This is a genomic window from Streptomyces sp. NPDC055239 (assembly GCF_053606205.1).
The window spans coordinates 216,496-237,681 of the sequence record NZ_JBSGRD010000003.1 but is presented as its reverse complement, the minus strand read 5'-3'; the positions used below and the strand labels follow the sequence as shown (position 1 = coordinate 237,681).

Sequence of the window (21,186 nt, the reverse complement as noted above, 5' to 3'; positions counted from 1 at the left end):
GCCTCGACTCGGGGCTCCAGGTCGAGCTTAGGTTAGGCTAACCTCATGTTGGTTGCGCAAGAGGGCAGGGATCCAACGTCCGGATCCAGACCTCCGATACCGGGCTCGGCGAACACGCACCGCCCCACGCTGTGGGCGGCCATCGCCCTCGTCGTCCTGCTCCTGCTGCTCGGACTGCTCTCGCTCCTTGTCGGGTCCGGGTCGACGCCGATGGGCCGCGCCTGGGACTTCCTCACCGGGGATCCGTCCGCGCGGGCCGACGCGCAGATCCGGCTCGCCGTCATGGACGTACGCCTTCCGCGTACGCTCGCCGGCGCCCTGGTCGGCGTCGCTCTCGGCGCGGCGGGCTGCCTCCTTCAGGCCGTCACGCGCAACCCGCTCGCCGAGACGGGCCTCCTCGGGGTCAACTCGGGTGCGGCGCTCGGTGTCGTGATCGGCCTCACGTACTTCCAAGTGACTTCGGCCTACGGCGTGTTGGTGTGGGCCCTGGTCGGCGGCACGGCCGCGAGCGCGGTGGTACTCCTGCTCGCCGCGTCCGGGCGTGCCGCGGGCTCGCCGCTGCGGCTCGTCCTCGCCGGATCGGCGCTCGGAGCGACGTTCCACGGCATGACGTCGTACGTCCTCCTTGGCGAGCAGGCCACCTTCGACACCTACCGCTACTGGACCATCGGTTCGCTCGCGGGCATCAAGACGTCGGAGACCTACCCCTTGATCCCGCTGATCGCGGTCGGACTCCTGATCGCCTTCTGCTGTGTACGCCCGCTCTCCGCGCTCGCACTCGGCGACGACAGCGCACGCTCGCTCGGCCACCACCCGGGGCGGATCCGCCTGGTCGTCGCGGCGGCGGTGACCCTGCTCGCGGGGTCGGCGGTCGCCCTCGCGGGACCCATCGCCTTCCTCGGTCTGCTCGCTCCGTACGCGGCGCGGGCCGTCACCGGCCCCCGTATGGCGGGCCAGTTGGTGCTCTCCGCGCTGGTCGCCGCGAACGTGATGATCGCCGCCGACCTCCTCGCCAGGATCGTGATCCGCCCCTGGGAGACCCCGGTGAGCGTGCTTCTCGCCTTCATCGGAGGCCCCTTGCTCATCTGGATCGCACGGTCGCAGCGGATGTCCACGGCGGGGGTCGCCGCGTGAGCACGGATCGCCTGCCCGGTTCCGGGCCCGCGTCTTCGCCCGACATCACCCCGCCGGACTCCACCGCCGTCCGCGTCGGGACCCTCTCCTGGCTCTTCCCCTACCGCAGCGCCCTCGCCGCCGTCGGACTCACGCTGGTGATCGGGATCGTCGTCTCCCTCGCCACCTTCGCGAGCTCCACCGGGATGAGCTTCTCCGACAGCCTCTCCGGGCTGCTCGGAACCGGCGACTCCGCCACCGTCATGCTGGTGCGGGACTTCCGGCTCCCGCGGATCGCCGTGGGCCTCATGGTGGGCGCGGCGCTCGGAATCGCCGGGTGCCTGACCCAGACGCTCGCGGGCAACCGGCTCGCCACCCCCGACATCATCGGCGTCAACGAAGGCGCCACCGCGGCCGTCGTCGCCTCCGTCGTCGGCTCGTCCACCGGCATGATCGGCGACTGGTGGCTCGGGCCGCTCGGCGCCGCCGCCGCGGCCATGGTCGTCGTCGCCTGCGCGGGCGGCGCGGGCAGCGGGGGATACCGGATCCTCGTCGTGGGCATCGGCGTCTCCACCGTCATCGGCGCCGTCACCGACCTCGTCATGTCCCGCGAGAACGACAACACCGCGGGCGGCGTCTTCCTCTGGACCGTCGGCTCGCTCAGCGGCCGCGACTGGAGCGTCGGCACGCCCCTCTCACTCATCCTGCTCGCCCTCGTACCGCTCTCCCTCGTCGCGGGCAGCCGCCTCCAACTCCTGCGGTTCGACGACGACATGGCGGCCACCCTCGGCGTCAACGTCCGCCGCGTCCGCGCCGTGACCCTCGCGCTCGCCGTCGCCCTGTCCGGCGTGGCCGTCGGCATCGGAGGACCGATCGCGTTCGTCGCGCTCGCCGCACCCGTCGTCGCCACCCGGCTCAGCGGCCCGACCCGCGTCCCGATCATCGGCTCGGCCCTGGTCGGCGCGGCCCTCGTGGGCGCCGCCGACGCACTGGGCCGCGTCGTCGCCCCCGTGGAGATCCCGGTGGGCGTCATCACCAGCGTCCTCGGCGGACCCTTCCTCCTCTGGGTCCTCTTCGGCAAAAACTCCGAGCAGACCGGAAAGGCCTGACCCCGTGCAACTGACCGTCGAGGCGCTCACCTCCGGCTACCCCGGCCACACGGCCGCCGTGGACGGCGTCGACCTGACCATCGCAAGTGGACAGGTCGCCGCCGTCGTCGGCCCCAATGGCTGCGGCAAGTCGACGCTGCTCCGCTCCATCGCCCGGCTCCACAAGCCGAGTTCGGGGACGGTACGCGCCGGGGGCGAGGACGTGTGGCAGCTCACCCAGCGCCGCGCGGCCCACCGCATCGCGCTGCTCGCGCAGTCGCCGCAGGCCCCCGAGGCGGTCACGGTCGCCGGACTCGTCCGCTACGGCCGCCATCCCCACCAGGGCCTGTTCCGCCAGTGGTCGCGCGAGGACGAGGACGCCGTGCGCGAGGCACTCGAAGCCACGGGCACCACGGACCTCGCCACGCGCCGCCTCGACCACCTCTCCGGCGGTCAGCGCCAGCGCTGCTGGCTCGCGATGGTCCTCGCGCAGCAGACGCCGATCGTGCTCCTCGACGAACCGACAAGCGCCCTGGACCTCGGGCACGCCGTCGAAGTCCTCTCCCTGGTACGGGAGGTGGCCGCCGCGGGCCGCACCGTCGTCATGGTCCTGCACGACCTGGCGAGCGCCGCCCGTTACGCCGACACCGTCATCGCCATGAACGCGGGCAAGATCGTCGCGAACGGCCCGGCCCGCGATGTGGTCACCGCCGAGCTGGTCAAGGAGCTGTACGGGATCGACGCGGACATCCTTCAGGCGCCGGGCGACGGCTCCCCGGTGGTCGTACCGACGATGACCGCGAGGACGCCCGAGCCGGCAGCCGAAGCGGAATCCACCACGGCCCCGTGAAGGCAGCCGAGCCCGGCTGACCGGCGTTCGTGAGGCCCGGATCTCCTCCTTGAGCCCGCAGCCAACCGGGTCGGACCGGCGTCGAACCGGCGTCGGCCCGGTGTCAGACCGGCAGCAACCGTCCGATCAGCGCGCTGAGCTGCCGCGCGTTGCGGCACTCGTACATCTCCACGAGCTCGGCGTAGGTGCCGGCCGCCGAGTCGCCCGTCTGCCACTGGGCGTGGCGCTCCGGGTTGAGCCAGTACACGCGGCGGGCGCGGGCGGCGATGGTGCGCAGGGCGTGGACGTTCGGGTCGCTCATGTTCGTGCGGGCGTCGCCGAGCACGAAGACCGTGGAGCGCGAGGTGACCGCTTCCGTGTAGCGCTCGGCGAACTCGCCCAGGGCGGAGCCGTAGTCGCTGCTGCCGTGGTAGCCGGTGACCGCCGCTCCGGAGATGATGCGGCTGCCGAGGCCCTCGGGGTCGGCCGTGCCCCGCGCGATCAGGTCGGTCACCTCGTCGACGCGGTTGACGAAGGCGAAGACCCGCACCTTGCTGAACTGGTCGTGCAGCGCCTGGACGAGCAGCATCGTGAAGTTCGCGAAGCCCGCGACCGAGCCGGACACGTCGCACAGGAGGACCAGTTCGGGACGTGCGGGGCGCCGCCGCTTCAGGACCGGGCGCATCGGGATGCCGCCCGTGGAGAGCGAGCCGCGCAGCGTCCTGCGCAGGTCGATCCGGCCGCGAGCGGCGCGGCGGCGGCGTGCGGCCAGGCGCGTCGCCAGTTTGCGGGCAAGGGGCTGGACCGTCCGGCGCAGCTCGTCGAGCTGGGCGCGGCCCGCGATGAGGAAGTCGACCCGGTCGGCCGTCGGGGCGATGGCGCGCCGGGCGATCTCGTCCGCGCCGCGCCGCTCGGCGACCCGGCGGCGCGCTTCGGTGCGTACCGCGTCGCGGAAGCTCTCGATGCGGCGGCGGATCTCGTCGGCGGTGAGGCGGTCGGTGAACTCGGCTTCGTCTGCTTCGCCGGTTCCCTGGCGGATACCGGCCAGGATCCGGGCAAGCAGGGTCTCCGGGCGGAGCCGGGAGAGCGTCTGGTGCGACGACCACCCGTCCGAACCACTCGACCCACTCGAACCGCTGGACCCGTCCGACCCGCCCGAACCGCCCGTCCCTCCGGAGCCCGGACGCGTTCCGTATCCGCCCATGCTGTCGACCGCCTCGGCCGCCAACTGGGCGAGCAGCGCCTGGTCATTGGCGGCGAGCGCGGCGGCCAGGCGATCGCGCAGGTCGTCCCTGTCGAACTCCCGGCCCGGGGCGCAGGAGTCATCCAGCGCGTCCGGAGCGCCGACAGCGCGCGGAAAGTACAGATCGAAGACGGGGTCGAACACCGGGCGCTGCCCCTCGCTGTGCAGCAGAGCGGCGGCGAGTCCCTCCCGTACCCGCTCCCGGTCGGTCAGGCCGAGCGCCTCCAGGGCCAGACCGGCGTCCACCGTCTCGCCCGTGCCGATCCGGATGCCGTGCGAGCGCAGCGCCTGCACGAGTGCGGTCAGACGCTCCGGGACTCCGGCTCCGGTGGCCGTCGCGCTCACACGGCGTCCAGGTCCAGTTTGGCCGCCGCCTTCAGTACGTCGTCCTGATGCTTGAGGACGACGCCGAGAGTGTCGCGTACGACCTCTTCGTCGAGGGAGTCGGCGCCGAGGGCGAGCAGCGTACGGGCCCAGTCGATGGTCTCGGCGACCGACGGCACCTTGCGCAGATCCATCGCGCGCAGCGCGCCGACCACGCGGACGACGGACCGGGCGAGCGCCTCGTCGAGTCCGGGCACCTTCAGGCGCACGATGCGGCGCTCCAACTCCTCCTCGGGGAAACCGATGTGGAGGAAGAGGCAGCGACGGCGCAGCGCCTCGGAGAGCTCGCGGCTCGCGTTCGAGGTGAGGACGGTGAAGGGGCGGCGCGTCGCGGTGATGGTGCCCAGCTCGGGGACCGTGACCTGGAAGTCGCTCAGGACTTCGAGGAGGAGCCCTTCCACCTCGACGTCCGCCTTGTCGGTCTCGTCGATCAGGAGCACCTTCGGCTCGTTGCCGCGGATGGCGGTGAGCAGCGGGCGCGGGAGCAGGAACTCCTCGCTGAAGATGTCCGTGCGCGTCTCGTCCCACGACTCGTCGCGGCCCGCGGTGATGCGCAGGAGCTGTTTGCCGTGGTTCCACTCGTAGAGCGCGCGGGACTCGTCCACGCCCTCGTAGCACTGGAGCCGGACCAGCGTGGCGTCCGCGACCTCGGCGACGGCCTTGGCGAGCTCGGTCTTGCCGACGCCCGCCGGGCCCTCCACGAGCAGCGGTTTGCCCAGGCGGTCGGCCAGGAAGACGGTGGTGGCGACGGCCGGCGAGGCCAGATAGCCCGTCTCGGCGAGCCGCGTGGCGACATCGTCCACTGATGAGAAGAGCAACGGGGCCTCCGGCTTGTGCGGGTGCGTCGGGTGCGTCGGGTTATGCGGGTGAGTCGGGTCGTGCGGACGCGTGGAGCAGAGCGACTTCCGCCACTCGATCAGTCCGCCCGGCCCCTCCACAACGGTGCCGCCGCGTTTGCGTCGAACGTCACGTGGGCGCGCGTCGGTACCCGCGCACCCGCCGCGGTCTGCTGAGTCCAGTTCCGAGACCCGCCGCGCCCGTGGTCCCTTCTCGTATCCTTGCGGCATGAGGCGGACCTCCTTTGCCGACTGGCCCTGCTCCATCGCCCGCACCATGGACCTGCTGGGCGACTGGTGGACCCCGCTCGTGCTGCGCGAGGCGTTCTACGGGATCAAGCGGTTCGACGTCTTCCAGCAGGAGCTCGGCATCGCGCGCAACACCCTGACCGACCGGCTGCGCCGCCTCGTCGACGAGGGCCTCATGGAGAAGCGCGCTTACCAGAGCGAGCCGGTCCGCTACGACTACGTGCTCACCGAGAAGGGCCGCGACTTCTTCGGCGTGCTCGCCGTGATGAACAGCTGGGGCAACCGCTGGCTGAGCGGTGACGAGGGGGCGCCTGTCGTCTTCGCGCACGAACGCTGCGGGCACGAGGCAGAGGCCGAGGTGGTCTGCGGTCACTGCAAGGAGCCGATGTCGGCCGCCGACACGCATCCGCGCCTCGGCCCCGGCTACCCCGCACGCCTCGCCGAACGCCCTGACGTCCGGGACCGCTTCAACCGCTGAACCCACTGCCCTTCTACCGCCCGCTCACCCTTGACGAGTGAGTCTATCTACGCAACTCTCGTGGTCAGCAGCTACGAAAACGACTGCAGAGAGGCGAACCCACGATGGAGTGGACAGGCGCGCGCTACGCGGACAGGCCGACGGTCGAGGTGCGCACACGGATCGCCGCGTCACCGGAACGCGTGTGGGAGCTCGTCTCCGACATCGGCCTGATGCCCACGCTGAGCACGGAACTCAAGTCGGTCGAGTGGCTGGACCAGGCGGCCTGGCCGGCGCTCGGCGCCCGGTTCGTCGGCCACAGCGAGCACGCGTCGTTCGGAGCGTGGCAGACCACGTCGTACGTCGTCGAGTGCGAGGCCCCGGGTGTGTTCGCCTGGGCGGTCGAGGACCCCGAACGGCCCAGCGCGCTCTGGCGGTTCAGCCTCACCGCGACGGACGACGGCGGCACCGAGCTCACCCAGTGGATGCGGATGGGCCCCGGCCGCTCGGGTCTGTCGTACGCGATCGACCGGATGCCCGAGAAGGAACAGAAGATCGTGTACGTACGGATGCGGGAGTTCGAGCAGAACATGGCGGCCACGCTTGACGCGATCAAGAAACTGGCCGAGGGCGCCACTCCAGCCGCTCCCGCCATTCCCGCCACTCCCGCTGCTCCCGGCTCCGGAGAGGCGGACGCCTGATGCGCACGTCGACGACCATCGAGGCGTCCGGGGCGAACTGGCGGGAGACCGTCGACTTCGTCACCGAGGCCGAGAAGCTGGGGATGGACATCTGCTGGGTGGCCGAGGCCTGGGGCTCCGAAGCGCCCTCCCCGCTCGGCTACTTGGCCGCCCGCACCGAACGCATGCTGCTCGGATCCGGCATCATCCAGCTCGCGACCCGGACCCCGGCGGCCATCGCCCGCGCGGCGATCACCCTCTCGAACATCTCCGACGGCCGCTTCATCCTCGGGCTCGGACCGTCGGGGCCGCAGGTGATCGAGGGCCTGCACGGAGTGCCGTTCGCGCGGCCGCTCACCCGGATGCGGGAGACCGTGGAGATCATCCGTCTGGCGGCCACCGGGGAGAAGATCTCGTACGAGGGGCGGGAGTTCACCATCCCCCTGCCCGGCGGCGAGGCGAAGCCCATGCGCCTGTCCATGCGCGCCGAGCACGAACTCCCCGTCTACCTGGCCACCCTCTCGCCCAAGATGCTGCGCCTGACCGGCGAGATCGCCGACGGCTGGCTGGGCACCAGCTTCGTCCCCGAAGGCGCGAAGGAGGCCTACTTCGACCACCTCGACGCGGGCCTTACCGCCTCCGGCCGCGTACGCGGCGACCTGAACATCTGTCAGGGCGCCGAAGTGGCCTTCGCCGACGACGAGGACGCGCTGCGCACGATGGTCGCGGCCCGCAAGAAGGAGCTCGCCTTCAGTCTGGGCGGCATGGGCTCCGCCACCACCAACTACTACAACAACGCCTACAGCAGGCAGGGTTGGGCAGAGATCGCAGCGGAGGTCCACACCCGCTGGCAGTCCGGTGACCGCGACGGCGCGGCTTCCCTGATCACCGACGACATGGTCCTCGCCACCACCCTCATCGGCACGGAGGACATGGTCCGCGAGCGGCTGAGGGTGTGGCGTGACGCGGGTGTGGACACGGTCCGTTTCTACCCGGCGGGCGAGAGCCTTCAGGCGCGGCTCACGACTCTGGGACGGGCGATCGACCTTGTGCGCGACATGGAGGAGCAGGGGAGTGCTCCGGCCGCTCGGGCGTCAGGCGCCACAGTGATGTGACCTCGGCGGCGCGTGCCGCGTGCAGGGGGTCCGCGGTGTCGGAGGCCCGGGGGTGTTCGGGCCGGGTGTCGAGGCGGTCGGCGACACGCAGGCCCGCCGCCGCGATGGCCGCGCGGAGTTCGCCGGGAGCACGCAGGCCCAGGTGTTCAGCCAGGTCCGACATGATCAGCCAGCCCTCGCCGCCGGGCAGCAGATGCGCGGCCAGGCCCGTCAGGAAGGCGTGGAGCATGGCGCCCCTGGGGTCGTACACACCTTGCTCGAGCGCCGAGTTGGGCTTTGCGGGAAGCCAGGGCGGATTGCATACGACGAGCCCCGCGCGGCCGGGCGGGAAGAGTTCGCCGCCGCCTGTGATCTCCACCTGCCCGGTCAGGCCGAGGCGGCTCATGTTGGCGAGGGCGCAGTCCACCGCGCGGCGGTTGTTGTCGGTGGCCACGACACGGCTCACGCCCCGGTGGGCCAGGACCGCGGCGAGGACGCCGGTGCCGGTGCCCAGGTCGAAGGCGGAGCCGCCGTGCGACGCGGGGCGGGGCAGGGGAGCCCGTGCCACCAGGTCGACGTACTCGCCCCTGACCGGTGAGAACACCCCGTAGTGCGGGTGGATCCGGGCGCCGATCGCGGAGACGTCCACGCCCTTCGTGCGCCACTGGTGCGCGCCGAGCACACCGAGCAGCTCCCGCAGCGACACCACCGACGGGGTCGTCCGTGGCGGGCCGTACGCCTCCTCGCAGGCGGCCCGGACATCCGGCGCCCTGCGCAGGGCGAGCGTGTGGTCCGCGTCAAGGGGCACGAGGATCCTGCCGAGCACGCGGGCCCGGTGGCCACTTGCGCGGCGCTGGAGGTGGAAGGCGGCGTTCGGGGACGAGGCCGCGGAAGGGGCCTTGCGGTCGATCCGGCGGCCGAGCGCCCGCAGCAGCTGGCGTGCCTGGTGGTAGTCGCCCTGCCACAGCAGGGCGGTGCCTTCGCAGGCCAGGCGGTGGGCGGTGGACGCGTTCATGCGGTCGTCGGCGGGGACGACATGGCGGGGTGCGGGCATTCCGGTCTCGGAGTGCCAGCGGGCGGTGTGTTCGGCGTCGCCGTCGATCCAGTGGATCTCGGACACAAGGTCGGACATAAGGTCGGACGCAAGGTCGGACATAAGGACTCCTCAGAGAGTGAACGTGCAGGGGCACGAACAGCACTTCGACGAGGAGCGGGAACAGGAGCCGTGCGGCTCAGGCCAGGTGGAGCGGCTCCCGCGTCGAAGTGCGGGAGGCGTCGCCGAGCACCAGGCCGGGCACCGTGCCGAGTGTCATGGCGAGCTCCTTGAGGAGAGGGGCGGCGAAGAGACGAGCCGCGGAGAACAGTGAATCTCTCATAGGAAGACACAGCCGGGCAATTCGTTTCTCGGCCCCGGACGTGGCCACCCCGCACCGGGCCCGACCAGCGCACCCGTTGATCGTCAACTACCAGTCCAGAAAGGCCTGTTGGCTCAGGGGGTCTCGCGATCTAACCTGGTAGCCGCCTGAGGGGGTCGCATGAGCGAAAGCGTCGAGCACACCCGGGACAGCACAAGGCGGGCTCCGGCCGGCAAGGGAGAGCGGCTCGCCGACTGGGCGGACGGCCGCCTCGGCATCCACACCCTGGCCAAGACCCAGATGCGCAAGATCTTTCCGGACCACTGGTCCTTCATGTTCGGGGAGATCTGCCTCTACAGCTTCCTGATCCTGATCCTCACCGGGGTCTATCTGACGTTCTTCTTCGAGCCGAGCGGCTCCGAAGTCATCTACGACGGCGTCTACACGCCGCTCAAGGGCATCCAGATGACCAGGGCGTACGAGTCGACGGTCGACATCAGCATGGAGGTGCGCGGCGGTCTGCTGATCCGGCAGATCCACCACTGGGCCGCGCTCGTCTTCGTCGCCGGGATGCTCGTGCACATGATGCGGGTGTTCTTCACCGGCGCGTTCCGCAAGCCGCGTGAGCTCAACTGGGTGTTCGGCTGGACACTGCTGTTCCTCGGCCTCATCACCGGGCTCACCGGATATTCGCTCCCCGACGATCTGCTCTCGGGCACCGGCATCCGCTTCGCGCAGGGCGCGATCCTGGCCATCCCGGTGGTGGGGACGTACATCTCCCTCTTCCTCTTCGGCGGACAGTTCCCCGGCGACGCCATCATTCCGCGGCTCTTCAGCGTGCATGTGCTGCTGTTGCCGGGGATCATGCTGGGGCTCGTCGTCGCCCACCTGATCCTGGTCTTCTACCACAAGCACACACAGTTCGCCGGGCCGGGAAAGACCGAGAAGAACGTGGTGGGCGCGCCCTTCATGCCCATCTACATCGCCAAGGCGGGCGGCTTCTTCTTCCTCGTCTTCGGCGTCCTCGCGCTCATGGGCGCGGTCGCCACCATCAACCCCGTGTGGACGATGGGCCCCTTCCGGCCCGATCTGGTCTCCACCGGCGCTCAACCCGACTGGTATCTGGGCTTCTCCGAGGGGCTCATCCGGGTGATGCCCAGCTGGGAGATCAACGCCTGGGGGCACACGCTCCAACTCGGCGTCTTCATCCCGTTCACACTCTTCCCGCTGTTCTTGGCGGCGATCGGGGTCTACCCGTTCATCGACGCCTGGATCACCGGCGACAAACGCGAGCACCACATCGCGGACCGGCCGCGCAACGCCCCCGTGCGCACCGGGCTCGGCGTGGCGTGGCTGACGGTGTTCGGCGTGCTGATGATCGGCGGCGGCAACGACCTGTGGGCCACGCGCTTCCAGCTCTCCATCAACGCGATCACCTGGTTCGTGCGGATCGCCTTCTTCGTCGCCCCTGTGCTCGCCTTCTTCGTCACGCACCGATGGTGCTTGGGGCTGCAGCGCCGCGACCGCGAGAAGGTGCTGCACGGCCGGGAGAGCGGCACGATCAAGAGGCTGCCGCACGGTGAGTACGTGGAGGTCCACGTACCCCTCTCGCAGGGCGAGTTGTACAGGCTGACCGCGCACGAGCAGCCCAAGCCGTACGAGATCGGCCCGGTGGTCGACGCGCACGGCGTGGCGCGCAAGGTCACCCGCGGCGAAAAGCTGCGGGCGCGCCTCGGCCGTGCCATGTACGGTCCTTCGGCGCAGGTGCCCAAGGCGACTCCCGAGGAGTACCTGGAGATCCAGCAGAGCGGCGGGGACGGACACCACTGACGGACACCCCCTCCTCGCCTTCGCTCCCGCTCCCTCACTTCGTCAGGAGCCACCAGACCCGGTCGTAGGCGAGGACGTGGTAGACGACGAGGGTGATGAGGAACCAGCGGGCGGTCCTGCGGATCTCCAGCTGGTAGAGGGCCGCGACCGCTCCGAAGAACACCGTGAGTTCGAGGAGCAGTCGCAGGGGCCCGGGTGTCTCGTGGTCGGTCTCGCCGGAGCGTGACTCGTCACCGGACACGGCGAAGGTGCCCCAGGCCCAGCCGACGAGGACGGGTAACGCGACGACCGTGAGCCAGCGCCAGGGCGAGGGCGTCCTGCGCCATGCCCAGAGGCCGAAGCAGCCGAGGGCGAAGAGTTCGAAGAGAAAACGGATCAGCAGCATGGCCGGGTTGTATGCGAGAGCGATGGTGGTCAACGGGCCCCCCGAGGTGGATGACGTGCGGAGCATCATAATTACGCTACTTGTGTAGCGTAAAGGGGGAGGGCTGGTTGAATGTGCGCATGACCACCCCTGCCCGACGCGGCCGCCCCCGGAGCGAAGGCACCGATGCCCGCATCCTCGCGGCGGCGTACGACATGCTCATGGAGCGCGGCTACGAGCGCTATTCGATCGACGAGGTCGCCCAGCGGGCCAAAGTCGCCAAGACCACGCTCTACCGCCGCTGGCCCACCAAGGACCACCTCATCGTCGCCGTCGTCGCCAAGATCCAGGACGACGTCCCGGTGGCGGACACCGGAGACATCCGGCGCGACCTGGTGACGTACCTCGAAGCCGTCGTCGGAGGCCTGGACCGCATGCGCCGTGTCGGCACGTCGACGGAAGGCCCCTCGGCCGGCCTTGTCGCGGAGCTCGTCGCGGCGGCCGCCCGTCACGCGGACGTCGGGGAGGCCGTACGTGCGGTCTTCGCCCGCCGCAACGCGAGTCCGCTCGCACTCCTGGAGAGCGCGCGAGCCCGCGGTGACCTGCACGCCGATGCCCGACCCGACCTGCTCTTCGACGAGTTGGCGGGCGCGATCTACTACCGCCTGCTGATCACCGGCGAACCCTTCGGCGGCGACTACGCGGCGCGCCTCGTCGACCAGGTCCTCGCCGGGGCCCGTACCCCGTCCCCGCAGACCGAAGGAAGCTGATCACGCCACGCGGCGGAAGTGCTCCGGATAGCCTCACGGAGTGACACAAGCACGCGAGAAGACACCGAAGTTGTACGCCATCAGTGATCTGCACGTCGCGTACGACGACAACCGCACGTTCCTCGAGTCCCTGCGTCCGGAGACCGACGAGGACTGGCTGATCGTCGCGGGGGACACCGCCGAGCGCATGGCCGACATCGAATGGGCGATGCGCACCCTGACCGAACGCTTCGCCAAGGTGGTGTGGACGCCGGGCAACCACGAACTGTGGACGCCCCGCGACGATCCCAACCAGCTGCGCGGCGAGGCCCGCTACCGCCATCTCGTCGACCTGTGCCGCTCCTTGGGCGCCTCGACCCCCGAGGACCCCTACCCGGTGTGGCGCGGCGAGGGCGGCCCGGTCACCGTGGCCCCGCTGTTCCTGCTCTACGATTACACGTTCCGCCCCGCGGGCACGTACGCCAAGCGGGACGCCCTCGAGGCGGCCCACGAGGCGGGTGTCGTCTGCACCGACGAGATACTCCTGCACCCCGATCCCTACCTCGGCCGCGACGACTGGTGCCGTGCCCGCGTCGCGGCGACCGAGGAGATGCTCGCCCGGCGGACGCCCGGCATCCCCACGGTCCTGATCAACCACTGGCCGCTGGTGCGCGACCCCACCCGGATCCTGCACTACCCGGAGTTCGCCCTGTGGTGCGGCACGGAGCTGACCGCCGACTGGCACGTGAAGTACGACGCGGCGGCCGTCGTCTACGGCCATCTGCACATCCCCCGCACCACCTGGCACGACGGAGTCCGCTTCCAGGAGGTCTCGGTCGGCTACCCGCGCGAATGGCGTCGCGACCGGCATCCCGACCCGAGGCTCCGCCAGATCCTGCCGGAGCCTCAGGACGCCGGATAGCCGGTCGGTTTCGGGCGGCCCCCCTCAACCCCGCCCGAGACCGGCGGCGACGCCGAACTCCCTGAGCCAGCCCGGACGTACGGCCGCCATGCCGAAGCCCGACGGGGCCGACAGCGGACCGTGCGACAGGTACTCCTCGCGGTAGCGGCGGCAGTCGCGGTGCCAGGTGTAGATGCCCGCCATCCAGTTCTCCAGGTCGCGCACATAGCCGTCGAGGGCGTCCCGAGTCTCCTGCGGGAGCGCGAAATCGTCGTACAGGACCGGGAGTTCGTGTGCCACGACGTGCTGGAACTGGCTCAGCCGTGACTTCATCAGGTCGTCGATGATGCCGAGCGCCGTCGGATAGTCGCAGCCGAAGAAGTTCTGGACGACGAGGATCCCGTTGTGGACCTCGCCCTCGTACTCGATCTCCTTCTGGTACGAGAAGACGTCGTTCATCAGGGCCGCGTAGTCGCCGGCCGCATTCTCCAGGCTCTGGACGGGACCCGTGCGGTAGATCTCCTGCGGGACCTGCCGGACCTGCGGGCCGGTGCCCATGCGGCACAGGCTCATCGTCAGCGGGGTGCCGAAGGTGAGGCGGCGCATCTCGATGTAGTCGACGGGGTCGGGGATACGGTTCTGCGCCTGGTTGTCCAGCTCCCAGAGCCAGGCGGCCGTCATGACCTCGATGGCGGTGCGCAGCGTGCGACGCGCCTCCTGGTCCATCGGTCCCGCCGTGCGCTCCCACAGATCGGCGAGGCCCCGCTCCAACGCGCTCGTCGGCACCGGCATGTCGGCGAGGTCGAGCGGCATGAAGAGCGAGAGCCGGTCCTTGCAGAGCTTCGCGCCCACGAGGTCGCGGGGCCTGCCGAAGACGACGGGGAAATAGTCGTCCCCGTACGTCCCCCAGGTCAGCCAGTCCGAACTCAGGTCGAGGGCTTCGAGGTCCGCGTCGGGCTGGATGCCCGCGGCGCAGAGCGGGAAGTCGTAGCCGTACAGCTTGCGCGCGTTCCAGATGTCCGAACCCGGCACTCCGGCCTGGGGTTCGAGCATGCCCATCCGGCCCGCCCACTCCACGGTATGGGTGCGGGACGCAGCCAGGTGGGGAGAGAGCCGCGTCTCGAACGGAAGATTGAAGTCCGGGAGCAGGGAAGGACCCACCCGTTGGAAGGGGGTGTGCGTGTAGCCGCGCAGCCGCTGTGCGCCCGTGGCGGCGATCAGCGCCTTGATCCCGGCGGCCGACGTGCCGGGTCCGGTCGGTCCGGCGAGCGGCGAAGGGGCGGCGCCGCCCTTGTTCATGTAACGGCTGGACACCATGTGCCACTCGTGCCCGCCGGACTGCCAGTCCTGGAGGCCCTCGGCGTACGCGAGCACGTCCGCGCACTCCTTCGGCGGCAGCCCGGCCGCGGCGAAGAGCGGGGCCAGTTCGGTCAGCGCCGTGTTCTCGAACTGCTGCATCCGCGAGGTCAGGAGGTCGTTCACGGCGTCCGCGGCCTCCTGCGTGGAGCAGCGGAGGAACTTCTCCAGGACCAGGACGCCGTTGGAGAGTTCGCCCTCCTCCTCGATCTCCCGCTGGTACGAGAAGAGGTCGTTGCGCAGATGGACGGCGTCGGAGAACGACTCCTTGAGGACACGCAGCGGCCTGGAACCGGCGACGGCAGCGGGGACCTCCGCACCCGTCGCGTACTCGACGAGCCCCGCCGACCAGGGCGCGCCGCCCACCTTGCGGCGCATCTCGATGTACTCGACGGGGTTGGCGACCCGGCCCTCGTTGATGTTCGAGAGCTCCCACAGGGATTCGTTGAGCAGGTTCTCCGTGCTTTCGGCGAACCGGGCCCGCCAGTCCCGCGACATGTACGGCACCGTCCGCGCCCACAGGTCGGCGAGACCCGCCTCGACCGGATTCGTCGGCTCCGGCACGGGCGCCGACAGGTCCATCGGCATGAAGGCGGGCAGCCGGTCGAGATAGGCCTTGCCGCCCTCGCGGTCCTGGGTCCGCTTGAACAGTTCGAGGAAGTGGTCGTCGAAGAAGAACACCCACACGTACCAGTCGGTGATCAGCGACAACGCGGGCGCGTCACAGCCGGGATGGGTGTACGCGCACAGCAGCGCGTAGTCGTGGGCGTCCAGGTCACGCTGCTCCCAGACGCCCGAACCCTCCAGCATTCCCATGCCGCGCGCCCACTCCCTGGAGTGCTCCCGCGCCGCTTCCACATGGGGGTTGAGACGCGCGGGATGCGCCATGTAGAAACTGGGCAGTTCGAAGGGCTGCGGCATACGGGGTTCTCCTCGCGCGGTGGCTTTACGGGCAGCCGAGCACTACCCGCGCGGAAGAGACCGATGCGATCATCGCGCCAGCGTCACACCATCGCGTGACGTCACCGCACAGGTGCGCCGGGACCGAGCGGGATGCCGAGCGCCCACCAGGCGAGGAAGAGCAGCGTCCAGGCCACGGTCATCGCGACGGCGAGCGGCAGCGTGTACGAGGCGAGGGTGCCGAGCCCCGCCGACTTGCGGTACCGCTGCAGGAAGCCGAGCGCCATCACGAAGTACGGGCTCATGGGCGTGATGGCCGTCGAACCGGAGTCGGCGATGCGGAAGAGCGCCTGCGTGGTCTCGGCGGGGACGTCCACGAGCATCAGCATCGGTACGAGGACGGGCGCGGCCAGGGCCCACATCGCGGACCCGCTGGTGACCATGACGTTCACGACGGTCAGGAGCAGCAGGACGAGCAGGAAGACGAACACGATCGGCAGCTGGCTGTGTTCGAGCGCCTCGGCAGCCTTGACGGCCAGGACGTCGCCGATGTGCGTCCAGTCGAAGTAGGCGAGGAACTGGGCGATCGCGAAGAACAGGACGAGCACCGGAGCCATCTGCTTGACGCCTTCGACCATCAGCTTCGGTACGTCACCGGGCTTGCCGATCGATCCGGAGCGGGCCCCGTAGACGATGCCGACGAGCGCGAAGAGGAAGGCGACGATCGCCGCGATGCCGTCAAGGAGCGGTGACTCGACGATGCTTCCGCCGTCGCCGCGCAGGGGAGAGGCGGCCGGTACGACGGCGGCGGTGAGGGCCGCTACGGCCACCAGGAAGGTGACGCCCGCCCGGCGCAGGGCGGAGCGCTCGCGGTCGCTGAGGCTGAGCGCGCCGATGTCGTCGAGGTCGGCATCCGGGTCCGCGTCGAGGTCGGGGCGCTTGCTCAGGACGAAGCGGGTCACCAGGGTGATGACGGCGGCGAGCAGGAGCGAGGAGGCGATGTTGAAGAACCAGTTGCTGAGCGGCGAGACGTACGCGTCGTCGCCGCCCGCGATCTTCGCGGCCGCCGTGGTGATCCCGGCGAAGATGGCGTCGTTGGGCGTCGGCACCGGGCTCGCGTCGTAGCCCGACGCGATGGAGGTGTAGGCGACGACGATGCCGAGGACGGGGGAGCGGCCCACGGCACGGAAGGCGAGCCCGCCGAGCGGTACGAGGATGACGTAGGCGGCGGCCGACGCGACATGGGCCACCGTGCCCGCGAAGGCGACGGCGAAGACCACCCAGGACGCGGGCACGCGGGAGACGCCGACCTTCATCAACGCGGCCAGGAATCCGCTGCGTTCGGCGACCGCGACGCCCATGATGACCACGACGATGGTCGCCATCGGCGGGAACGCGGCGAAGTTCTCGATCATCGTCGATACCGCCATCGCGAGCCCGTCACCGCTGAGCAGGCTCTGTACGGCGACGTGCTTGCCGTCGCCGGGCGCGATGACGGAGACGTCGAACCCGGCGAGGACCGCGCTGATCACGGCGAGGGCGCCGGAGAGGATCCAGAACAGCCAGAAGGGGTGCGGCAGCGCGTTGCCTGCGCGCTCGACGACGGCCATCGCGCGGACGATGCGGGGCAGCGGCGGATCGGTGGAGGGTGGTGGGGGTGGTGCGTCGGGCAGGGCAGGGGGCGGGGAGGACATGGCGGCTCCGCGGGGATGGGTGGCGAGGGGGAAGGGGGAGGGGGAGGGGAGAGGGGACGGGCGCTGCGGCTCAGCGCAGGTGGTGGCGGCGCAGGAAGCTCCACAGGACCTCGTGGGCCTCGATGCTCTGCGTCGTGTAGCCGCCGCCGCTGTAGCTGTCGGCGCCGGGCCAGGTGTGACCGCCGTCCGTGACGGCCACATGACGGACTTCGGCGCCGCTCGCGCAGCCGGTCCAGCGGGACTCGGTGATGTCGGGGGCGGTCACCCGGTCCGGGTTACGGGTGCGGCAGCCGTTCCGGTCGGCCCAGGTGGTGAGCCAGTCCTTGAGCGCGGGCAGGCCCCGGTCGGGATCTCCGCCGTACGGGATCGTTGCGTCCCCCGTGCCGTGGAAATCGATGACCGGCACCGGGCGCGAGGGGCGGCAGTTCTCGCCGGTACCGGGATAGAAGGCGCCGGCGACGGGGGCGATCGCGGCGATGCGGTCGGACATCCGGCAGGCGAGGAGCGCGGTGAACCCGGCGCCGTTGGACTTCCCGGTGGCGTACACGCGCCGGTCGTCCACGCAGAGGTCGGCCTGGAGGGAGTCGAGCAGATCTCCGGTGAACGCCACGTCGTCCACGCCGGGCGCGGCGTACGGAGCGCCCTGCCACGCCTGCCGCTGGCCGTCACCGGTGCCGACGACGCCTTCCGGGTACGCGACGATCGCGGGCAGCGACGACAGCTTGCTGAACTCCTCCGTGCCGCTGCCGGTGTTGCCACGGCCGTGGAAGGCGAGGACGACGGGCCAGTCGCGGTCGCCGGTGTACTCCTTGGGCAGATGGAGCTGGTAGGTCCGGGTCAGGCCCCCGCTGGTCAGGGTGTACGGGGCGGTGGTGCCGGGAGGCTGCGGGGAGGCCTGGCGGCAACCGGAGACATCTGGGGCGCCGCCGTGGGCGTACGAGGGTGCGGACAGGCCCACCCCCGCGAACAGGGTGAGACCGGCGATGACAGAGGCGGCCGTGCGGGGCAGTGCGCGTTTCAAGGCAGGCTCCTTCCGCCGACGGCGCGGGGCGCTGTCGGCTCGGGGGATCGATGGGGGAGAGGTCGGTGACGGAACGTCAGCCGGTGACGTCCAGCCACTCCTTGGCGAAGGTGACGATGCGGTGGACGGCGGCGTCGACGATCGCGCGGCCGTCCTCGGGCGTGGCGCGGCGCGGATCGCCGAGTACGCCGTTGGGGCTGAGCCGGTCGTACGGCAGAGTCAGGGAGGGGTGGCCGCCGCGGCGTGCGACTCGGGAGAGCGGATCGAGGTCGTCCTGGGTGACGGACCCCGGGGCGAGGCGGTCGCGGTGGACCAACTCCGGTGCCAAGTGCAGCATTTGAGCGGTCTCCGCCTCCCCGCTGTGCCCATGGACCTCGCTGGGCCGCATGGCCGCGACGGCGTCCGGGGCCAGTGAGGTCAGCGGCGTCCAGGCGAACCGCAGGTCGGGATGGGTGACGAGCAGGTCCTGGGCGACGGTGGTGAGCGTGGCGTTGTTGCCGCCGTGCCCGGTGATCACGAGCACGTCCCGCCAGCCGTGCCGGTGCAGGCTGTCGACGTAGTCACGGACGAGCGCGGCAAGGGTCCCCGTCGAGAGGCTCACCGTGCCCGCGAAGGCCAGGTGGTGCGGCGAGACGCCGATGCCGAGCGTGGGCCCGACCACGGCGCGTCCGGCCAACTGCGCGGCGACCAGGTCGGCGACATGATCGGCCCGGATGGTGTCGGTGGCGAGCGGCATCCCGGGCCCGTGCTGCTCGAAGGCGCCCGCGGGGATGATGACGAGGGGTCTTGCGCCGACCGCTTCGGCGGCTTCGATGGTGGTCATCTCACCCAGGCGGTGGGTGAGTTGGCTGGGAGTGTCGTTCATCGGGAGCCCTCCCCGGGGAAGTCCGCCGCAAGGACGGCGTCGCGGATCGCCGTCAGATGTTCGCGGGTGAGGCGCTCCGCCGCCGTCGCGTCGCCGGACCGTACCGCCTCGTAGATCTCCACGTGCTCGGCGTGGTCGCGCTCGCGGTCGTTGTAGCGGTGCCGGATCTCCACCTGCTCGCGTGCCCTCACGTACAGCAGGGCTTCGACCGCTTCCCGGAGCAGCGTGTTGCCGCTGGCCGCCGCGAGCGCCACGTGGAAGTGCACGGACTGCCGCAGGGACTCCTCGGGCGGGAGCAGGGCGTTGCCCGCCGCGGAAGCCAACTGCTCGACCCCGTCCTTGGCCTGGGAGCGCGCGGCGGCCGCCGCGATCGCCGGTTCCAGGACGAGGCGGGCCCCGACCAGTTCGAGGACCGACGCGCGATCGCTGCGCGGCTGATGCGGGTTGGCGAGGAGCCTGCGGTCCACGCCAGGTCCCACGTACGTCCCTGAACCGTGCCGGAACTCCACGACCCCGGTCGCCTCCAGCCTGCGCAGCGCCTCGCGCACGGTCGGCGTGGTGACCTCGAAGCGGCGGGCCAGCTCGCGGGACGAGGCCAGCGCGTCGCCCGAGGTGAGGCGCTCGGTGCGGATGATCTCCACTATGTCGTCCGCCAGGCGTTCGGACAGGGAGGGTTGACTGCCGTAACTCATGAAGTGAATAAATCACTTGGTCTCTCGACCGGTCAATGGTCGCGACAGGACCAGTTCACACGAGCACCCCCCGCCCCCTTGTACATGGCATCTTTCTCGACCTAGCCTGCTCGCGATCAAGCGCTTCTGTCCGGACAACGATGTCAACCGGTCGCACGTACGTGGACACGCACGTGGAGGAGAACTGCCTGTGATTCAGCCGTGGTTCACGGACGCCAAGCTCGGGATCTTTCTCCACTGGGGCATCTACAGCGTCGACGGAGTCGCCGAGTCCTGGTCCTTCTTCGACGGCCGGGTGCCCTACGACCGCTATATGGCGCAGCTCGACGGCTTCACCGCGTCCGCGTACGACCCCGAGGCCTGGGCCGATCTCTTCGTCCGCGCGGGTGCGCGCTACGCCGTCCTCACCGCCAAGCACCACGACGGGGTCGCCCTCTGGGACACGGCGGCGAACGATCTGTCCGTCGTCAAGCGCACCCCCGCCGGCCGCGACCTCATCGCCCCGTACGTCGCTGCCCTGCGCGCCCGGGGCATCAAAATCGGCCTCTACTACTCGCACCTGGACTGGTCGCACCCTGACTACGCCACCGTGCGCCCGGAAGGGCAGGACCCCGCCGAGCGCGGCAACCGCTACTCGATGCCCGCCGTCGGCGAGGAATCAGAGGAGAGGTGGGCGGACTTCCTCGCCTTCCACCGCGTACAGGTGCGGGAACTCATCGAGCGCTTCGCACCGGACCTGCTGTGGTTCGACGGGGAGTGGGAGCGCAGTGCGGAGCAGTGGCGGATGGCGGAACTCGCCGAGGAGATCCGGGCGCTCTCCCCGCACACCGTCGTCAACGGCCGCCTCACCGGGCACGGCGACTACGCCACCCCCGAGCAAGGCGTACCGATCGAACCACCTTCCCAGCCATGGGAGTTGTGCCTCACCGTCAACGACTCCTGGGGCTACCAGCCGCAGGACACCCACCACAAATCACCGCGCCGACTCGTCCGCATCTTCGTCGAGGCCATCGGAGGCGGCGGCAATCTGCTCCTCGACGTCGGCCCCAAGGAGGACGGCACGCTGCTCCCCGAACAGATCGAGCGCCTCGAAGCACTGGGGGAGTGGACGTCCCGGCACGCCGACGCGGTCCACGGCACGGGACGCGGCCTTCCGCACGGCCACTTCTACGGCCCGTCGACGCTCGCCGCCGACCGCCGCACCCTGTATCTGTTCCTCTTCGACCGGCCCAACGAGTACGTGGTGCTGCGGGGCGTGCGCAACGCGGTGACGTCCGCCCGCGTGCTCGGCACGGACACCGTCGTCCGCCACGAACGGGTCGGCGGCCTCGGTGACGTACCCGGCTGGGAGTACGTCCATCTCACCGACGACCAGCTCGATCCGCTCTGCACGGTCATCGCCCTGGAACTCGACGGCGACCTCGACCTGTACGGCGCGCACACACGGGACTGACCCGCCCCCCCCGGATCCCCGCACCCCCATCCC

Annotated in this window: 20 protein-coding genes; 10 read left to right on the top strand and 10 right to left on the bottom strand. The window is 70.5% G+C overall.

Going from position 1 to position 21,186, the window contains the following annotated elements:
• The first annotated feature begins 45 nt into the window (after window positions 1-45).
• Genes ACWFRJ_RS12025 through ACWFRJ_RS12015 form a run of 3 tightly spaced genes read left to right on the top strand, consistent with a single transcriptional unit; the run spans window position 46 to window position 3,051 of the window.
• On the top strand, window positions 46-1,134 hold the full coding sequence (locus ACWFRJ_RS12025) for a FecCD family ABC transporter permease (protein ID WP_453527781.1): 1,089 nt from the start codon (window positions 46-48) through the stop codon (window positions 1,132-1,134).
• Window positions 1,131-2,222 (top strand): FecCD family ABC transporter permease, encoded by a 1,092-nt coding sequence (locus ACWFRJ_RS12020; protein ID WP_453527778.1) that lies wholly within the window; start codon window positions 1,131-1,133, stop codon window positions 2,220-2,222. Before ACWFRJ_RS12025 ends, ACWFRJ_RS12020 begins: the two co-directional genes overlap by 4 nt.
• A 4-nt stretch (window positions 2,223-2,226) precedes the next feature.
• Window positions 2,227-3,051, top strand: coding sequence for an ABC transporter ATP-binding protein (locus ACWFRJ_RS12015; protein ID WP_453527775.1), 825 nt, complete (start codon window positions 2,227-2,229; stop codon window positions 3,049-3,051).
• Window positions 3,052-3,154: 103 nt separating this feature from the next.
• On the opposite strand, the gene ACWFRJ_RS12010 is transcribed toward ACWFRJ_RS12015, so the two are convergent.
• Together ACWFRJ_RS12010 and ACWFRJ_RS12005 are read right to left on the bottom strand one after the other, a co-directional pair.
• Window positions 3,155-4,618: a VWA domain-containing protein gene (locus ACWFRJ_RS12010; protein WP_453527771.1), complete on the bottom strand. Its 1,464-nt coding sequence runs from the start codon at window positions 4,616-4,618 to the stop codon at window positions 3,155-3,157.
• Window positions 4,615-5,475 (bottom strand): AAA family ATPase, encoded by an 861-nt coding sequence (locus ACWFRJ_RS12005; protein ID WP_453527768.1) that lies wholly within the window; start codon window positions 5,473-5,475, stop codon window positions 4,615-4,617. The genes ACWFRJ_RS12010 and ACWFRJ_RS12005 overlap by 4 nt, the downstream gene beginning before the upstream one ends.
• Before the next feature lie 247 nt (window positions 5,476-5,722).
• On the opposite strand from ACWFRJ_RS12005, the gene ACWFRJ_RS12000 reads away from it, so the two are divergent.
• The 3 genes from ACWFRJ_RS12000 (at window position 5,723) to ACWFRJ_RS11990 (ending at window position 7,994) form a co-directional block, all read left to right on the top strand.
• Window positions 5,723-6,220, top strand: a complete 498-nt coding sequence (locus ACWFRJ_RS12000; protein ID WP_453527765.1) for a winged helix-turn-helix transcriptional regulator — start codon at window positions 5,723-5,725, stop codon at window positions 6,218-6,220.
• 104 nt (window positions 6,221-6,324) lie between these two features.
• Entirely contained in the window at window positions 6,325-6,900 is a 576-nt protein-coding gene (locus ACWFRJ_RS11995; protein WP_453527762.1) for an SRPBCC family protein, read from the top strand.
• Window positions 6,900-7,994, top strand: coding sequence for an LLM class flavin-dependent oxidoreductase (locus ACWFRJ_RS11990; protein ID WP_453527760.1), 1,095 nt, complete (start codon window positions 6,900-6,902; stop codon window positions 7,992-7,994). Before ACWFRJ_RS11995 ends, ACWFRJ_RS11990 begins: the two co-directional genes overlap by 1 nt.
• Here ACWFRJ_RS11990 and ACWFRJ_RS11985 read toward each other — a convergent pair.
• The gene (locus tag ACWFRJ_RS11985) at window positions 7,900-9,129 is read right to left on the bottom strand and encodes a methyltransferase (protein WP_453527757.1); all 1,230 of its coding nucleotides are present in this window, start codon (window positions 9,127-9,129) and stop codon (window positions 7,900-7,902) included. The two genes, ACWFRJ_RS11990 and ACWFRJ_RS11985, sit on opposite strands and share 95 nt — an antisense overlap.
• Before the next feature lie 76 nt (window positions 9,130-9,205).
• Entirely contained in the window at window positions 9,206-9,349 is a 144-nt protein-coding gene (locus ACWFRJ_RS11980; protein ID WP_453527755.1) for a hypothetical protein, read from the bottom strand.
• A 159-nt stretch (window positions 9,350-9,508) separates the two neighbouring features.
• On the opposite strand from ACWFRJ_RS11980, the gene qcrB reads away from it, so the two are divergent.
• Window positions 9,509-11,158 carry a cytochrome bc1 complex cytochrome b subunit gene (qcrB, locus tag ACWFRJ_RS11975; protein ID WP_453527752.1) on the top strand — a complete coding sequence of 550 codons (1,650 nt, stop codon included), beginning with the start codon at window positions 9,509-9,511 and terminating at the stop codon, window positions 11,156-11,158.
• 34 nt (window positions 11,159-11,192) lie between these two features.
• On the opposite strand, the gene ACWFRJ_RS11970 is transcribed toward qcrB, so the two are convergent.
• Window positions 11,193-11,576, bottom strand: a complete 384-nt coding sequence (locus tag ACWFRJ_RS11970) for a YrdB family protein (RefSeq protein WP_453527749.1) — start codon at window positions 11,574-11,576, stop codon at window positions 11,193-11,195.
• An 86-nt stretch (window positions 11,577-11,662) separates the two neighbouring features.
• Between ACWFRJ_RS11970 and ACWFRJ_RS11965 the strand changes: the two genes are divergently transcribed.
• Together ACWFRJ_RS11965 and ACWFRJ_RS11960 are read left to right on the top strand one after the other, a co-directional pair.
• Window positions 11,663-12,292, top strand: a complete 630-nt coding sequence (locus ACWFRJ_RS11965) for a TetR/AcrR family transcriptional regulator (protein ID WP_453527746.1) — start codon at window positions 11,663-11,665, stop codon at window positions 12,290-12,292.
• Window positions 12,293-12,332: 40 nt separating this feature from the next.
• Entirely contained in the window at window positions 12,333-13,193 is an 861-nt protein-coding gene (locus ACWFRJ_RS11960) for a metallophosphoesterase family protein (RefSeq protein WP_453527743.1), read from the top strand.
• 24 nt (window positions 13,194-13,217) lie between these two features.
• On the opposite strand, the gene ACWFRJ_RS11955 is transcribed toward ACWFRJ_RS11960, so the two are convergent.
• The 5 genes from ACWFRJ_RS11955 to ACWFRJ_RS11935 all read right to left on the bottom strand — a co-directional run bounded on the left by ACWFRJ_RS11955 (window position 13,218) and on the right by ACWFRJ_RS11935 (window position 19,700).
• On the bottom strand, window positions 13,218-15,449 hold the full coding sequence (locus ACWFRJ_RS11955; RefSeq protein WP_453527740.1) for a terpene synthase family protein: 2,232 nt from the start codon (window positions 15,447-15,449) through the stop codon (window positions 13,218-13,220).
• Window positions 15,450-15,550: 101 nt separating this feature from the next.
• The gene (locus ACWFRJ_RS11950) at window positions 15,551-17,122 is read right to left on the bottom strand and encodes an AbgT family transporter (RefSeq protein WP_453527737.1); all 1,572 of its coding nucleotides are present in this window, start codon (window positions 17,120-17,122) and stop codon (window positions 15,551-15,553) included.
• 70 nt (window positions 17,123-17,192) lie between these two features.
• A complete protein-coding gene (locus tag ACWFRJ_RS11945) occupies window positions 17,193-18,143 on the bottom strand; it encodes an alpha/beta hydrolase family esterase (protein ID WP_453527734.1) in 951 nt (316 codons plus the stop codon).
• A gap of 76 nt (window positions 18,144-18,219) precedes the next feature.
• Entirely contained in the window at window positions 18,220-19,008 is a 789-nt protein-coding gene (locus ACWFRJ_RS11940) for a creatininase family protein (RefSeq protein WP_453527731.1), read from the bottom strand.
• Window positions 19,005-19,700: a FadR/GntR family transcriptional regulator gene (locus ACWFRJ_RS11935; protein WP_453527728.1), complete on the bottom strand. Its 696-nt coding sequence runs from the start codon at window positions 19,698-19,700 to the stop codon at window positions 19,005-19,007. Before ACWFRJ_RS11935 ends, ACWFRJ_RS11940 begins: the two co-directional genes overlap by 4 nt.
• A gap of 193 nt (window positions 19,701-19,893) precedes the next feature.
• Here ACWFRJ_RS11935 and ACWFRJ_RS11930 point away from each other — a divergent pair, with 193 nt between their 5' ends.
• Window positions 19,894-21,153: an alpha-L-fucosidase gene (locus ACWFRJ_RS11930; RefSeq protein WP_453529589.1), complete on the top strand. Its 1,260-nt coding sequence runs from the start codon at window positions 19,894-19,896 to the stop codon at window positions 21,151-21,153.
• The last annotated feature ends 33 nt before the right edge of the window (window positions 21,154-21,186 follow it).